The organism is Candidatus Nitrosopumilus sp. (assembly GCF_040878665.1).
Taxonomy (GTDB): domain Archaea; phylum Thermoproteota; class Nitrososphaeria; order Nitrososphaerales; family Nitrosopumilaceae; genus Nitrosopumilus.
Map to the genome: position 1 here is coordinate 51,292 of NZ_JBBDLU010000007.1, position 15,443 is coordinate 66,734.

The following is a 15,443-nucleotide window of genomic DNA, read 5'->3' on the forward strand; positions in this document are numbered from 1 at the left end:
AGGTTTGTTTTGAGTAGGTTTGTTTTGAGTAGGTTTGTTTTGAGTAGGTTTGTTTTGAGTAGGTTTGTTTGATTTCTTTTTTGGTTCTTCATTGACTAATTTTTTGTACAAATTGAAAGCTTGATCGACATTTAGATTTCCATGTACAATTGCGCGTACTGCTTTAATCATAGAAACTGGATGTTCAGATTGCCAGATATTTCTGCCCATATCAACGCCTACAGCACCGCCTTTGATTGCATTGTATGTCAATTGTAATGCATCCCGTTCTGGTATTTTCTTTCCGCCTGCAACAATAATTGGTACAGGACAGGATTGAACAACTTTTTCAAAATTATCACAATAGTAAGTTTTTACAATATGTGCCCCTTGTTCAGCAGCTATTCTACATGCTAATGAAAGATATCGTGCATCTTTACCAAGTTCTTTCCCAACTGCAGTTACTGCTAAAACAGGCAAACCATATTTTTCAGCTTCATTCACTAGTTTTCCTAAATTAACAATTGTTTGATATTCATATTTTGAACCGACGAAAATAGACATTGCAAGTGCACTTGCATTCAATCTAATTGCATCTTCAATAGATACAGTGATGTCTTCTTTAGATAAATCATCACCGATAATGCTTGAGCCACCAGACACCCTTAGTACCATAGGAACGTCAGTTGTTGCAGGAACTGATGTTCTTTGAACACCTCTAGTAACCATTAAGGAATCACAGTGTCTCAAAAGTGGCGCAATCACTTTTCTTGGATTTTCTAATTTTTCAGTTGGACCAAGAAAATATCCATGATCAACAGCTAACATCAGAGCACGATTATTGTGTGGTTTAATGATACTAGAAATTCTATTCTTTAATCCCCAATCCATATCTCTTCGATTTTGAAAGAAAAAAATACCTTTCTTAAGCCTTTCTTATTTCGTAATGATGATTTTCATTGCATTGTCACCACTTCGTGCATGATCAAATGCTTTTTGTGAATCAATGATAGGGTACGTATGAGTGATTAGTTGTTTAACATTGATTTGAGAAGATTCGATGAGACGTAGTGCTTCCTTTGTATCAGAGTCAGATGCAGCATAGCTTGTAACTAGAGTGATCTCTTTTGAGTAAATTTTGCTCATATCAAGATCTAGTTTCGCGCCTTTGGATGGAACACCAAACATCATTACTGCTCCACCTTTTCGCACCAGATCTATGGCATCATCAAGAGCTTTAAGACTACTAGTAGCAACTATTGCCACATCTACACCTTGTCCATCAGTATTATCTAAAATCATTTGCATTCTATTTTTGTCCATAGAATTTATTGAATTAGTAATGTTGAATTTTTTTGCAAAATCCAATCGGAAATCATTAACATCAAAACAGAAAATTTTTGAGAATTTTTTTGCATGTGCCAACATCACATGCATCATTCCAGTAGGACCTACACCAAAAACTGCAGCAGAGTCACCTACACGATATGGGAATTTGGTCCATGCCCTTACACAACATGCTAAAGGTTCAATCATTGCAGCTTCCTCAAAGGTTAGAGAATCAGAAATTTTGAGAATCCCACCATGAGATACATTCCATGCAGGAACTACATATTCTTCAGATAATCCACAGGGAGAAAGATTTGTTTCATAATATTTTGAACACATTGTTTCATTTCCGTGATTACACAAATGACAGTCATAGCATGGAACATGGTGATGAGTAAATACACGGTCACCTTTTTTGAATTCAGTTACATCAGAACCAACATCTAAGATAATTCCAGATGGTTCATGTCCTAAACGCATTGAAGGCTGCCCATATTGGCCAAATACTTTTTCTAAATCAGAACCACAAATACCACATGCTTGCATTTGTACTAAAACATCACCTGATCCTATCTGAGGATTATCTATTTCATCCACAGAGATAACAGATGGTTCTTTAACAGAAGCGGTTTTCATGGTGAAGGATTAGAAATTTGATTATAAGTAGATTATACACCAAGAATCTTCTTTAACATGACTCTATAATCGACTTCAGTTTTTTCACTTCCAGTTGCGGGTAATGAAAATACAAGAGTAGATTTTTCAGCTCTAAGTGCAGTTAATTCATCAGAAATAGATTCAGTAATATCATCACTAACTAAAACCAATCCAACATCAGAATCATCAGTTAGTGTTTTGATTTCTGCAAATGCTTTTTGTGGATTTTCAGAGATTTTTCCTGGAATCCCAGCTAATTGAAAACTAGTTACAAACGATTTACTTCCAACAGTGAAGATTTTCACAATGAATAATTTTACCCGTTCTAATTTAACCCTTTTTGGAGAAATTAGATCTGGAAAGGTTGATTTAGTTTAAAAAACCAGTCAAACCATGGCAGAAATTGACACTCAGAAAGATGTCTACTTGTTCCTTCATGGAAAGATGGATCTTAAAGAAAAGGCAACAAACGCTTTAACTGCAAAAGGATTTTCAGCAGATAAAATCACTATGGCTTTGCCAACTAAGGTTGGAGACATAGGAGATTATATGGCAATGTTATGGATGCCTCCAAATCCAGATCACATAAAGATTCAGCAAATCACAAAAGTTGAACATGTAGAACCAGAAGGAATGATTGGTCTTTGGAAAGGAGTTTCTAAAGAAGACATAGATACTGTTCCATTAGAATAATCTAACTAAAACCAGCGCCAAACTCACTACCTTTTTCTAAAACATCACCAGAATCAGAATTTTTTAGTTTTCTATAGAGTAATGTTTCATAAACTAGTTTCATAGCTTGTTCATCATCAATACCAAAATCTTCCTTGATTTGATTTTTGTATTTTTCTAATTTTGTATCATCTTGTTCATCATGAGAAAGACCATCGTGAACCATCAGATTAGCGATTTTCTCAATTTCTAAATTTTGTTGGTCATCATCCATAATTTTTAGTAAAATTTCTAGTTATTAACACATTCTAATAATTAATAATTACAAATCAGAAATTAATCCAGACAAAAAATCAGAGAATTCATCATCAGAGAAAATAATTGTTTCAACTTGATCATCTTTCCTAGCAAGACATACAGATTCTAAATGATAACATGTGGGCTTTCCGTTAAGTTTACCAAAATAAAATCCAGGACAGGAGCAATAACCACCATCAGGATCTATCCAATGCTCATCACCCAACCCAACCACTGTCCAAATTTTGCGTTGACTAGGTTCAAAGAAGTGTAATTTCACACGTTTTTCAGAAATTATCGATTGAATTCTTTCCGATTCTTTATTCATAAGGATTTAATCATATATCTACAGTATAACTTTGATGCTACAAATCAGAATAATTCCATCAAAACCAGTTCTGATTTTAGAAGGAGAGAAAAAGAATCTCATAGTTACAGATATGCATATTGGATTTGAAAACAGCATGACATCAAATGAAATCAACATAGGAAAAAATTCAACAATAAATGAATCAATACATGAATTAACAGAAATAATTGATTCAGAAAAACCAGATTCAGTAATTTTATTAGGAGATGTAAAATCAAGTGTTAAAACAATAACAAAAAACGAATGGGATGAAGTACCATTATTTTTTAGAAAAATAAGAGAAAAATGTGATGTGATATTAATTCCTGGCAACCATGATGCAAATATTCAAAGACTTATTCCAGAGAACATCTCAATGATTAGTCCTACAGGAATGATTGAAGAAAATATTTTATTAACACATGGGCATACAATGCCATCAGAGAATTTCTCCCATGTAGATAAAATAATCATGGGACATCTTCATCCAGTATTTTTTCAAGAAGATTCCATAATGAATGGGCAACGCGTATGGGTTTCAATCAAAACAGAGAAAGAAAACATATTTCCAAATCAGACAGGAGATATTGAAATTACAATAGTTCCATCGTTTAACAGATATTTTTATGCAACGCATAGAAAGCAATACAAAAAATCCATATCTCCAATAATAAACAAAATCAAAACTATATCAAAAGCAAAAATCATCACACTTGATGGAACAATCATAGGAGATGAATCAAACATTAATCAAGTAATTTAGTCAAAGTTTTGTAGATAAAGATCCTTTGATTGCACAATTTGGACATCTCTGAGATTTTGCCCAAGTTTTGACAGCTTCAGAGTAAGCAATACGAATTTCGTAAGAATAGCCACAGTTTTGACACAAAATATTTGCCAAATAGCTATTCTTGCTCCAATCTTCACGGGATTCACGAATAAATTTAGCAACTAATTTTCGTCCCTTTTCAGATATTCGATATAGAGTCATATCATGAAATCCAGGTTTGTCATCAAAAGGAATTCTTTGAACAAGACCATTTTCATCTAAAAATACCAAAATATCTTTGAGTTTAAATTCAGCAATCTTTGTTTTAACGAAATTTTTCTTTACGTTATCTTTTAAATGAATAAAACGAATTCCATCAGAATCAAATTTTTCAATAGAATTTAGTACTTCATCAATCTCATCATCTGCAAACTTTTTGGCCATGTTATTTGATAGAATACTTGTGTTTATGTTTTTTAGAGTTACTCATATTTGTCATAGGGTTCAATCGGTTCTTTGGTAGTTTTATTATTACGTAACCATTCTAATGTTTTTACAAATGAATCTGCTAATTCAATAGTAGTCAATACAGGAATTCCCAATTCAAGAGACTTTCGTCGGATTTGATACTCATCATCAAGCATGTCTACATATTTTTCTAATGTTGAAGTACTTGGAATGTTTATGATAAAGTCAATCTTTCGTTCATATAGAAGATCGGAAATGTTTGGCTTTCTTTCAGGTTCTGAAATTTTATGAACTATTTCAATTTGACCGATTTTTTCTTCAAAAAATTCAGCAGTATGTTCTGTTGCCAAGATTTTGAATCCTAATTGTTTTAGTTTAGCAATTGCAGATACTAATTTTTCTTTATTTTGTGCACCACCTACAGTTACAAGTGCAGACCCTTTGTCGGGCAAAGTGTATCCTGCAGATATCAACCCCTTAGATAACGCATCGTAGAAGCTAGTTCCAAAGCATGCTACTTCTCCAGTAGATTGCATCTCTACACCTAATGCAATGTCTGCACCTTCAAGTTGCATAAATGAAAATTGGGGTACCTTGATTCCGTAGTTTTGAATTTTTTGCCATTTATTTTCAGGAATTTGTGGCAAAGGTTTATCCAATATTGCCTTGGCAGCGAGGGAAATCAGGTTGATTTTTACTAATTTTGATACAAATGGCATAGAACGCGAGGCTCGGATGTTTAACTCAATTACATATACATGATCATCATGAACCAAAAATTGTAAATTAAACGGTCCTTTAACATTAAAGGTCAAAGCGATTTTTTTAGTGTATTCAGTAATCGTTTCAATGATTTTATTACTTAGACGCCATGGCGGAATTACCATCATAGCATCTCCAGAATGAACACCTGCACTATCAATGTGTTCTACTATTGCACCAATTACAACTTGTTTTCCATTACTAATACCATCAACATCTACTTCAAGAGAATTTAACATGAATTTTGAAATCACAACTGGATGATCAGGAGACACATCAGTTGCTTCTTTGACATATGTCTTTAATTCCTCTTGAGACCAAACAACTTTCATGGCAGCACCAGATAAAACGTAAGAAGGTCTAACGATGACTGGAAATTCAACTTGTTGTGCAAAAGACTTTGCTTCATTAATATTTGAAAATGCTTGCCAAAGAGGTTGTTTTATGTGAAGTTTATCTAATTCTGCACTAAACTTAGAACGGTTTTCTGCGCGGTCAACATCATATGCAGCAGTTCCTAAAATAGTGACACCATGTTGTGCAAGTCCAGGAGTAAGATTATTTGCAGTTTGTCCTCCCACACAAGTGACAATACCTTTAGGATTTTCAAATTCGGTGATATCCAAAATTCTTTCTTGAGTTAATTCCTCAAAATACAATCTTGTGCAAATATCATAATCAGTAGAAACTGTTTCAGGATTACAATTTACTACAGACACATATTTTTCTCCATTTTCTTGTAAACCCCAAACCATGTTTACAGTACCCCAATCAAATTCCACACTACTTCCAATTCTGTAAGGACCTGCACCTAGTACAATTATGCCTCTTTCCTCTTTTGGAATTATCAAATCATTTGAGTGACCGCCATAAGTCAAATAGAGGTAATTAGTCACCGCAGGCCACTCAGCTGCCAAAGTATCAATTTGTTTTACAGATGGAATTACGCCTAGTTTCTTTCTTAATGTGCGTATTTCGTCAGGAGTTTTATTTTTAGCGCGAGCAATTTGTTTATCAGCAAACCCAGATTTTTTGGCTTCCCAAAAAAGCGATTCATCAAGTTCAGAATTTTTTAATTTATCTTCAATATTTACAATGTTTTTAATTTTTTCTATAAACCATGGATCAACAGTTGATAGTTTGTATATGCGCGCAACTGAAATTCCCATCTTTAACGCAATAGCAACATGATAAAGAATTTGATCATCATGATGAGATAATTTGTATTCGATTTCCTCTTCAGTGTATTCTTTTTCATTTACACGATTTAAAACCAATCCATCATTTCCGATATCCAACATTCTAATTGCTTTTTGGAAAGATTCTTCGAATGTTCTACCTACTGCCATAACTTCACCAACAGATTTCATCGTAGGTCCTAATCTTCTATTTACAAGCTCAAACTTTGCAAAATCCCATCTTGGATGTTTACATACAATATAATCAAGTGAAGGCTCAAAACATGCAGTAGTATTTTTTGTGATTCTGTTTACAAGTTCAGATAGATTATACCCCAATCCAATTTTTGCAGACATGTATGCTAATGGATAACCAGTTGCTTTACTTGCAAGTGCAGAAGAACGTGAAAGTCTGGGATTGATTTCAATTGCAACATATCTATCAGAGTCAGGATCAAGTGCATATTGAATATTACATTCCCCTACAATTCCAACATGTTTTGTTGCACGTAATGCGGCAGAGCGCAACATGTGGTATTCATGATTATCAATTGTTTGAGAGGGAGCAACTACAATATTATCGCCAGTATGAACCTTCATTGAAAGTACATTTTCCATATTACAGACAATTACATTATTTCCATCCCAGTCTTGCATTACTTCATACTCAATTTGTTTCCAATGACCAATGTATTCTTCAACCAAAACTTGACCAACAAGACTAGCCTTAATGCCACGCTCAACAATCTCATGAAGTTCAATTTCATTATAAGCAACACCACCACCTCTTCCTCCAAGAGTATATGCGACTCTGATAATTACAGGGTATTCTAGTTCTTCAGCTGCTTTTTTAGCGTCTTCAAAATTTGTAACAGTTTTGCTCCTTAGTACAGGCACGTTGCATTCATTCATAGAATCTTTGAAAAGCTGCCTGTCTTCAGTTCTTTTGATTCCAGCCACTTGAGTACCAAGTACATTTACACCATATTTTTGGAGAATACCGGATTCATCTAGATTAACTCCACAATTCAAAGCAGTTTGTCCTCCGTATGCCAGCATAATGCCATCAGGTCTTTCTTTTTCAATAATTGCTTCTACATATTCTGAATTCACTGGAAGCAAATACACTTGATCTGCGAATCTAGTATCTGTCTGAATAGTAGCAATGTTTGGATTGATTAAGACGCTGTTTAATCCATCTTCATGTATTGCTTTAAGACATTGACTGCCAGAATAATCAAATTCACCTGCTTCGCCAATTTTGATGGCGCCACTGCCCAGTACAAGAATTTTCTTTAGTGATTCATTTTTTGGCATTTATTTATTTCTCCATCAGATGTTTGAGTTCATCAAAGACAAATTTACAATCAAAAGGACCAGGAGATGCTTCTGGATGAAATTGTACTGCAATACAATTTTGTGTTTTATGTTTTATTCCTTCAACTGTTTTGTCATCTGCATTTGTAAACCATAACTTAAAATCAGATTTTTCGATGGACTCAGGAGTTATTCCATATCCATGATTCTGACTAGTAACATATACTTGATTATTTTCTAAATTGATACAGGATTTGTTTTGTCCTCTATGCCCATACTTTAGTTTGTAAGTTTCAGTATTACCAGCAATGCCAATAATTTGTGCACCTAAACAAATACCAAGTGTAGGTACATTATTTTCAATTAATTGTTTAGCAGTATCAATCGTGTTAGGACATTTTTGCGGATCACCTGGACCACTACTTAACACAACACCCTTAGGATTGTAAGACATTATTTTTTCATAAGAAGTATTCCATGGAACTAAAATTACCTTGTAACCAATCTCCAAAATATTGCGAATGATTGCATTTTTTGTACCAGTGTCAACTACTACTACGGATTCATTACCTTGACCAAAAAATTGTTCTTTCTTTGTGGATACTATATCCATGAATTGTTCGGAATTATAATGAGTTGCAGATACAAGTTCTGCTTTGATTTTTTCTATATCAATTTCAGTGTCAGAAACAACAAGTGCTGCCATCATTACACCACTTGTTCGAAGTTTTTTTGTTAGTTCACGAGTATCAATTCCTGAGATGCCAGGCACTTTTTCATTGTAAAGCCACTCATCTAGAGTCATTGCAAGATTCCAGTGACTAGCAGTTAGAGACAATTCATGAACAACTAGGCCACGTATTTGCATTCTGTCAGATTCGAAAAATTTTGAAATACCATCACTGTCTTTAACCGAAGGATCAGGGACACCATAATTTCCAACTAGAGGATAAGTTAATGTGAGAATTTGCCCATTGTATGAAGGATCTGTAAGAGCTTCAGTATAACCAACCATGCCAGTATTAAATACAATTTCACCAAAAGCAGTCGTAGAATAACCAAACCCTTCACCATCAAGAACGGTGCCATCATCAAAGATCAGTTTTCCAAACTTTTTTGCATGGTTTGATTTCTTTGTAGTAATTGTGACCCTCGTAAAGTCCTAGGTATTCTGAATTTAAGTTTTGTGCGTATTAGAATGCCAAAAAAATGATCGCAGAAAAATTAATTATCAAAGAGCTTGGAACTCTTCGCTCCATTTATGATAAGCACGAATCATTTCAAGTGAGACACTTGGTTTTCTTCTTGCCATAATATCTTTAAAATCTGCAGTTGTAAGGGGTCTTGGGATAACTGGAGTCTCCCCTTCGATGGGTTCGTGATAGTCTGGAGCATTGAAGATTTCATGAACTGTTTTAATGTGTGCGGCTTGACAAACATCTTTGATATCACTTGCACTGTAACCGTCAAACAATTTTGCAAGTTCAGTGTTATTTACATTATAATTTTTACTTAGTGGAGCAGTATATTCTTCAAACAAGTGTTCTCTAGCTTCTTGTGTTGGTAAAGACACATAGATTCTTTTTTGAAATCTTCTCAAGAAAGGCCAATCAAGACTCCAAGGTTTGTTTGTTGCACCAATTACATATAGCATCAATTGTTTTCCTTTTCCATTTACACCATCCATCTCAGTAAGGAACTGATTTTTAGTTCTAACTTCACCTCCAACCTCACTACTTCTTGAACCAAGTAAGGAATCCACCTCATCTACAAATAAAATAACAGGTTTACCTTCTTTCTCAGCATATTGTCGTGCCATAGCAAATAATTTTGAGACATTTTTTTCTGCTTCACCTAACCATTTGCTCATCATGGATGATGCATCCACATTGATGAAATATCCATCCATTTCATTTGCAGTTGCAGCAGCAAGCATAGTTTTTCCTGTACCAGGTGGTCCATAAAGCAACATTCCTTTTGGCCATCCAAGTGGAAACAAATCAGGTCGTTTAGTAGGATAAACAATTGATTCTCTTAAAGCACTTTTAGCATCATCTAACCCAATTACTTGATTCCAAGTAACATCGGGTTTCTCTTTCATTATTAATTCTTCAAAATCATTTTCATTTTCTTGTCTCTTCACAGATGCTTTTTGGTCAGCATCAGAAGCTTTAGGATCAACTGCAGGTTCTACACCATGTGACTGTTGTAATGCAGTGATTCTACCATGATAAGAATTACACCGGTCTTTGTAAATTTGATTCAGTTTATTGGCAGGATAAAGTTGTACTAGTTTTACGAGAGCGTCAATTGCATGTTGATAATGAGTAATTGCCATCCCACGAGCACCTTGTGAGTCAAATTTGATAGCTTCAGAAGCATATTTGCTTGCTGTGTTTTCTAATTCTTGTGGGGCCATACTCATCTTAATTACCTACGCAGTTTCACCTTGAGAATTTTGTTGGTATTCTACTGTGTTAATCTCTGTCGTAAAATTGGTTAAATTAATTCCACTTGTTTCATACTCATTATAATCAGGACCATCATGATATTTTTTCTTAAAATCAGAGCGCTCAGAGATATTAGAATGCATGTCTTTGACTTTGTTAATAGAATCTTCAGCCGCGATAATCAGTTCAGATACTTCATCATCTAAATCTTCAAGGGAACTTGCAGTCTCAGATATAATTGAAACAAAATGCTTTAGGATGGACTTCATTTCCTTTTTATCTTCATATTTACACATCATAAAATCTGCAATTCCAACGATTTTCTTTAAATCTTGTAGTTCATCCACAGTTAGTTTGTCAATAACTGCATTATCAGGAGTCTTGATATCGGATAATTTTTGATCAATTTTTGAGGAAATAGATCTAATTCTGTCTAAATCCTTTGAGAAACTATGTTTAGTAAGAATGGTCAAGTGTTACATAGTTTGAAAAAATCAAGATTAGGATACTGCTTATTTAATTTAGAGTCCACCATCAATTTTACTTCATTAATTAAAATGGAAGATTCAGTGTTAGAGAGACTAAAATCAAATCTTGCAGTTGTGAGGGCAGCAGAATCAAGTACGATACTTCCCAAATGAACTGATATCTCAGATAGTTTTTGGCTACAATTTGGGAGTATACCAAATAATTGCGCACTAACCATTCGAATCATAGGAATTGCAGATGGAAGAATTTCAGGAATACTGCCAACATGAGAAACTAGATTAGTTCTATTTTTTACCTGTAATAGAAGGTCTAGAGAAAATACAACAAGATGCTCTAAATTTAATGCAGATCTGTGAGTCTTGTCAAATTCATCAAAACTATGAGTTAGATTTTCGTTTGATTTTTTTAGTTCGTTTCTTTTACTATCAAGAATATCAATTATTTCATCCAACAAATTTAAAGAGTATTTTAATCTTGGAACTAGAGTCACAGAGTGGGAGATATTTTCAGTGCATAGTGAATTAATATTGTATTTTACCAACATACCGAGGAGTTCTCTGATATTTTGTATTTGAGGACGATGTAACAATTAATTTAGTAACTACAGTTACACTATCAGCAGATACAATTTTGATTTTTTTTGAGTATTTGTGTAAAGGAATTTAGCTCTCAATTTTACCTAATAACAAATCAAGAAGGAACATGGTAAATGAGCATGTGTTAACTGTCAGTTTAGAAGAATTTGGATTAAGCAAGTATGAAGCACAGGCATATGTGACATTAATTGCTAAAGGTACGATTTCGGCAAGTGAATTAGCCTATTATTCGGAGATTCCAAGAACCAAGGTATACCCAACTTTATTAAAATTGGAAAGCAAGCGACTAGTCATTATTTCTAAAAGTAAACCAATAATGTGTACTGCCATTGCACCTGAAGATGCTTTTGATGGAATAATTCATGAGCAAATAAACAAAGTAAATGCAATGAACACACTAATCTCCAATTTGAAGAAAGCAAGTGAGGAGAGTAGAAAATCAAGAGGGTCTGAAGAAAAAAGGTATTTTCATTTGAGTGCAAATAATGTATTAACTCAACTTCAAATAATGATTGAAGGTTCAAAATCATCAATTAAAATAATGACAGATCAGTGGGGATTTGGATTATTGGCAGAGTGCAAAGAGCAATTGTTATCAGTTTTACGTCGTAATTTAGATGTCAAAATACTTGTTTCACCAACACAGATTGGATCTGAATCATATAGAGTAATTCCAGATGGAATAGAGATCAGAGCATCAGATATTATTCAAAATTGTTTTATTTTTGATGAAACAGAGTTGTTAATGATAAACAATGACAACGGAAAGGGAGCAATTTTTTCATCAACGGACATTTTAGGAATAAATCAAGAAAAAATATTTTCAAATATTTGGAAAAATGCAATAAAAACCAAAGCGCTTGCAGATATGACAAAAACAGAAGCACAGGAAATTTACAGAATTATTAAAACAGTCACTGAAACAGGGCTGATGCATATTCTCAATACCACAATGATATCAAAAAAACCAGAAGTAGACATGTTCAAACTATTAGAGAAAAGTGGAATTTCATTAAAATCAAAAACGTTAGATGACATTATTGAAATAATGGATGCTATAATGCAAATAACATGTTCAGGTCACGTAAACTTTGATGCAAACACCAAAAACATTACAGTAGAATCAAAACTAAACAGCGGACATTCACTTCCATGGGTATCAATATTGGACGGGTGTTTACAAAAACAAGGATACAAAACTAGAACCATATATCAGAATAATTCAAGCAAAGGCGAAAAAGTATATATCAAAATTAGCAAAGTCTGATAAAATAATAGTACAAATTATTTCAAAATATCAAATAGATTTTCTTTTAGATTCCCTATATGCAATGTAGGAGATAAAATCAGAAGTATTTTGAAAAGGGGTTTTGCCTTTAAGGTTTCTCTCAATGTATAATGAAACAGTTTTTGCTAATTTTTCTTCATTAGTCATTTTCATACTCCAACTTGATTAATTCAATAGTTTCAGGATCTAGTTTTTCAAAACATATGCATAATGCTTCCTCATCTAATTCTTCATCATGAAATAACATACTAACTATATTTAGAAAATAGACATTGATTATGTAAGACAATAACAAAGATGTACTAAATGCTCAAAATAGGATCAGTTTAGTGAATCCAGAATATCAGACAGGAATAAAAAGAGCTTGCCATACTTTTTGAAGAGTCAGATACACCATCAATAAATAATTCAAAATAAACAAACATTCCATGCAGACAATCGCCATTGGAGACATTTTGAAGTGTATGACTAGTGAAAAAAACTATTTTGGAGATATTTGGGAAAGATGTACAAATGAAAATAAGAAAAGATACACCAGAGCCAAATTTAAAGAGGCATTAAAAAAAATGGAAGAGTTTGGATTTATCAGAAAATACGGTTACAAAAATGAGGCATATTATGAAAGAACGTACCACAGCACATTAGAAGACAATATTGGATTTATAAATAACATAATTTTCACTTATGAATCTAAAATAAATAAAGCATTGAAAAATGTGGAAAATAAAAAAATATTTTTAGACATATCAAAAGATCTTACATCACATAAATTTAGCAAACATACCAAAACTGACTATGAGTTATTATTGGAAGGGATGTCAGGAATGTTTAATCTTGCATCATCAATTCTATGGGGTAAAGAAGAAACAGACGACGATGAATTAAAAAAAGAGTTGAAAAAGTGTTTTGAACAGATTAGTAAATTCATGGATGAGATAAATCAAAAATTACTTAGTGAGAGAAAAACAACTGAAAGAATAGTATTGCAGAGAGACTTTAGCAATAGAATTCCAAAAGTAGGATATCTTAAATTTTAAAGCCTAATTCAAGTAAAAATTAAAATCAGATGAAAACTTAGCATCAGAGTCTTGATTGAAAAGAAACTAGAAACATTAGGGATTGAGTTACCAATACCACCAACACCTGCTGGATCATATATTCCTGCAGTAAAAACAGGAAATTTGTTGTTTATCTCAGGACAAATACCAATGGAGAACGGAAAAGTTATGTTCACTGGAAAAGTTTCCGATGACAACTTGGAAGTTGCTCAAAAATCAGCAAGAATGTGTGCAATTAACATTTTAGCTCAAATCAAAAGAGAGTTAGGAGATTTAGATAGAGTTACAAAAATTGTAAGATTATCAGGATTTGTAAATTCAATGCCAGAATTTTCACAACATCCAAAAGTAATCAACGCTGCTTCAGATTTATTATTTGAATTATTTGGTGAAAAAGGAAAGCATTCAAGAATTGCATTAGGTGTTGCCTGTCTACCATTAGATTCAATGACTGAAATTGACGCCATTGTGGAATTTTCAGAATAAAGAAACTATAACACTGCATAGGAAAGATAAGAATATTTCTATGAAAACAGAGTGATAATTCATATACAGATAGAATTCATTAGAAAACATGTTGAAGGTGTCACTGTTGTTTTTAATTGCATTTTCAATAATGTCAACTTCAGTGTTTGCAGAATCAACAATACAAGTAGACATATCTGAAAAAAACATAACGTCATTGGATTCAGTACTAATTACAGGTAAAATTACCGATGTTTCAAATTATAAACCAGTCAAACTTTTAGTTACAGCGCCAGATGGCTCCATAGTTTACAGTCCAATGGTTGCATTGGCAGATGATGGAACGTTTAGAAAATTACTCCAACCAACACTTCCAAGTTTTCAAACTGGAACATATACGGTAATTGTCAGCCATGAAGACACTCAAATCACATCACAAATAGAATTTACAGTTACATCTCAAGAAATGCCAAGAAATCAATCAGTGCAACCAATCATAGAAAAACCAGCCATGGGAGAAAAACTAGTAGACACAGGTAAAATTTCAATGTCAGCAGATGCAATCAATGGTTCAGATGTAATTACAATTACAGGAAATACTGATTTAAGAAATTCAGACATCACATTAATTGTAAATTCACCAGGTGGAAACATAGTTACTATTGCACAAATTACTCCAGGCATTAATGGGGATTTTGAAGCAGAAGTCAAGACAGGAGGTCAAATGTGGAAGGAAGACGGTGTTTACACAATTACTGCAAATCAAGGAGCAGCATCAGAGCACAAAAAATCAATTCAAGTTGAAATTGAAGACGGGTTAGTAGTACCAGAATTTGGAATCATAGTATCATTAATTTTGTTGGTATCAATTATTTCAATTATAGTTGCAACAAAATCAAAACTTGCCATACTTCCCAGATATTGATTCGAGAATTAAAATAATAATACAATGTATAATTTAGATGAAATCAAATCAGAAAAATACATTTCACTTGAGACATATAGAGAAAATGATCAACCAGTCAAAACACCAGTCTGGTTTGTGGTAAAAGATGATTTGATTTATGTTGTAACACGATATAAAACTGGCAAAGTAAAAAGACTGCAAAAAAATCTCCAAGTGAAATTTGCATTATGCACAATGAAAGGTAAAATTACAAGTGAGTGGACATCAGGAACCGCAAAAATTTTGACAGAAAGTCAAACCAGTGAGGCAGTAAAATGGAGAGACAAAAAATATGGATTCATGGCCAAAATTGCAAAATTTGTCAGTAAAAACAAAGGAGACTTTTTTGCATTTGCAATTAAAGTGAATTAATA

Annotated in this window: 20 protein-coding genes; 7 read left to right on the top strand and 13 right to left on the bottom strand. The window is 33.3% G+C overall.

The genetic code is table 11. The annotated features are described in order from the left end of the window. The 3 genes from lsrF to WDZ98_RS06615 form a co-directional block, all read right to left on the bottom strand. Positions 1-897 (bottom strand): 3-hydroxy-5-phosphonooxypentane-2,4-dione thiolase (lsrF, locus tag WDZ98_RS06605; RefSeq protein ID WP_368060152.1); only part of this gene is annotated, 897 nt, incomplete at its 3' end. Positions 898-915: 18 nt separating this feature from the next. Further along, on the bottom strand, positions 916-1,944 hold the full coding sequence (locus WDZ98_RS06610; RefSeq protein ID WP_368060006.1) for a zinc-dependent dehydrogenase: 1,029 nt from the start codon (positions 1,942-1,944) through the stop codon (positions 916-918). Between the two features lie 32 nt (positions 1,945-1,976). Continuing rightward, the gene (locus tag WDZ98_RS06615) at positions 1,977-2,270 is read right to left on the bottom strand and encodes a V-type ATP synthase subunit F (protein ID WP_368060004.1); all 294 of its coding nucleotides are present in this window, start codon (positions 2,268-2,270) and stop codon (positions 1,977-1,979) included. 88 nt (positions 2,271-2,358) lie between these two features. On the opposite strand from WDZ98_RS06615, the gene WDZ98_RS06620 reads away from it, so the two are divergent. Further along, on the top strand, positions 2,359-2,658 hold the full coding sequence (locus WDZ98_RS06620; protein ID WP_368060002.1) for a hypothetical protein: 300 nt from the start codon (positions 2,359-2,361) through the stop codon (positions 2,656-2,658). A 1-nt stretch (position 2,659) separates the two neighbouring features. Here WDZ98_RS06620 and WDZ98_RS06625 read toward each other — a convergent pair whose 3' ends face one another. Both WDZ98_RS06625 and WDZ98_RS06630 read right to left on the bottom strand, forming a co-directional pair. Further along, the gene (locus WDZ98_RS06625; RefSeq protein WP_368060000.1) at positions 2,660-2,911 is read right to left on the bottom strand and encodes a hypothetical protein; all 252 of its coding nucleotides are present in this window, start codon (positions 2,909-2,911) and stop codon (positions 2,660-2,662) included. A gap of 48 nt (positions 2,912-2,959) precedes the next feature. Continuing rightward, complete coding sequence (locus WDZ98_RS06630) at positions 2,960-3,262, bottom strand: hypothetical protein (protein WP_368059998.1); 303 nt, start codon at positions 3,260-3,262, stop codon at positions 2,960-2,962. A gap of 34 nt (positions 3,263-3,296) precedes the next feature. Between WDZ98_RS06630 and WDZ98_RS06635 the strand changes: the two genes are divergently transcribed. Then, positions 3,297-4,046, top strand: coding sequence for a metallophosphoesterase (locus tag WDZ98_RS06635; RefSeq protein ID WP_368059996.1), 750 nt, complete (start codon positions 3,297-3,299; stop codon positions 4,044-4,046). On the opposite strand, the gene WDZ98_RS06640 is transcribed toward WDZ98_RS06635, so the two are convergent. From WDZ98_RS06640 to WDZ98_RS06665, 6 genes are all read right to left on the bottom strand, one after another. Next, a complete protein-coding gene (locus WDZ98_RS06640; protein ID WP_368059994.1) occupies positions 4,047-4,496 on the bottom strand; it encodes a hypothetical protein in 450 nt (149 codons plus the stop codon). 38 nt (positions 4,497-4,534) lie between these two features. Then, complete coding sequence (gene carB / locus WDZ98_RS06645; RefSeq protein WP_368059992.1) at positions 4,535-7,777, bottom strand: carbamoyl-phosphate synthase (glutamine-hydrolyzing) large subunit; 3,243 nt, start codon at positions 7,775-7,777, stop codon at positions 4,535-4,537. Positions 7,778-7,781: 4 nt separating this feature from the next. Then, entirely contained in the window at positions 7,782-8,879 is a 1,098-nt protein-coding gene (gene carA, locus WDZ98_RS06650) for a glutamine-hydrolyzing carbamoyl-phosphate synthase small subunit (RefSeq protein ID WP_368060150.1), read from the bottom strand. A gap of 129 nt (positions 8,880-9,008) precedes the next feature. Further along, positions 9,009-10,202, bottom strand: coding sequence for an AAA family ATPase (locus tag WDZ98_RS06655; protein ID WP_368059990.1), 1,194 nt, complete (start codon positions 10,200-10,202; stop codon positions 9,009-9,011). A gap of 9 nt (positions 10,203-10,211) precedes the next feature. Next, a complete protein-coding gene (locus WDZ98_RS06660; protein ID WP_368059988.1) occupies positions 10,212-10,700 on the bottom strand; it encodes a hypothetical protein in 489 nt (162 codons plus the stop codon). Further along, positions 10,697-11,260, bottom strand: coding sequence for a hypothetical protein (locus WDZ98_RS06665; RefSeq protein WP_368059986.1), 564 nt, complete (start codon positions 11,258-11,260; stop codon positions 10,697-10,699). Before WDZ98_RS06665 ends, WDZ98_RS06660 begins: the two co-directional genes overlap by 4 nt. Positions 11,261-11,418: 158 nt before the next feature. On the opposite strand from WDZ98_RS06665, the gene WDZ98_RS06670 reads away from it, so the two are divergent. Next, a complete protein-coding gene (locus WDZ98_RS06670) occupies positions 11,419-12,579 on the top strand; it encodes a TrmB family transcriptional regulator (RefSeq protein WP_368059984.1) in 1,161 nt (386 codons plus the stop codon). Positions 12,580-12,609: 30 nt separating this feature from the next. On the opposite strand, the gene WDZ98_RS06675 is transcribed toward WDZ98_RS06670, so the two are convergent. Beyond that, the gene (locus tag WDZ98_RS06675) at positions 12,610-12,747 is read right to left on the bottom strand and encodes a hypothetical protein (protein ID WP_368059982.1); all 138 of its coding nucleotides are present in this window, start codon (positions 12,745-12,747) and stop codon (positions 12,610-12,612) included. Then, entirely contained in the window at positions 12,740-12,889 is a 150-nt protein-coding gene (locus tag WDZ98_RS06680; RefSeq protein ID WP_368059980.1) for a hypothetical protein, read from the bottom strand. The genes WDZ98_RS06675 and WDZ98_RS06680 overlap by 8 nt, the downstream gene beginning before the upstream one ends. A gap of 139 nt (positions 12,890-13,028) precedes the next feature. Between WDZ98_RS06680 and WDZ98_RS06685 the strand changes: the two genes are divergently transcribed. The 4 genes from WDZ98_RS06685 (at position 13,029) to WDZ98_RS06700 (ending at position 15,441) form a co-directional block, all read left to right on the top strand. Further along, positions 13,029-13,637 (top strand): hypothetical protein, encoded by a 609-nt coding sequence (locus tag WDZ98_RS06685; protein ID WP_368059978.1) that lies wholly within the window; start codon positions 13,029-13,031, stop codon positions 13,635-13,637. A gap of 51 nt (positions 13,638-13,688) precedes the next feature. Beyond that, a complete protein-coding gene (locus WDZ98_RS06690) occupies positions 13,689-14,144 on the top strand; it encodes a RidA family protein (protein ID WP_368059976.1) in 456 nt (151 codons plus the stop codon). A gap of 88 nt (positions 14,145-14,232) precedes the next feature. After that, on the top strand, positions 14,233-15,048 hold the full coding sequence (locus WDZ98_RS06695; RefSeq protein WP_368059974.1) for a PEFG-CTERM sorting domain-containing protein: 816 nt from the start codon (positions 14,233-14,235) through the stop codon (positions 15,046-15,048). A gap of 24 nt (positions 15,049-15,072) precedes the next feature. Beyond that, on the top strand, positions 15,073-15,441 hold the full coding sequence (locus tag WDZ98_RS06700) for a PPOX class F420-dependent oxidoreductase (RefSeq protein ID WP_368059972.1): 369 nt from the start codon (positions 15,073-15,075) through the stop codon (positions 15,439-15,441). Positions 15,442-15,443 lie beyond the last annotated feature (2 nt).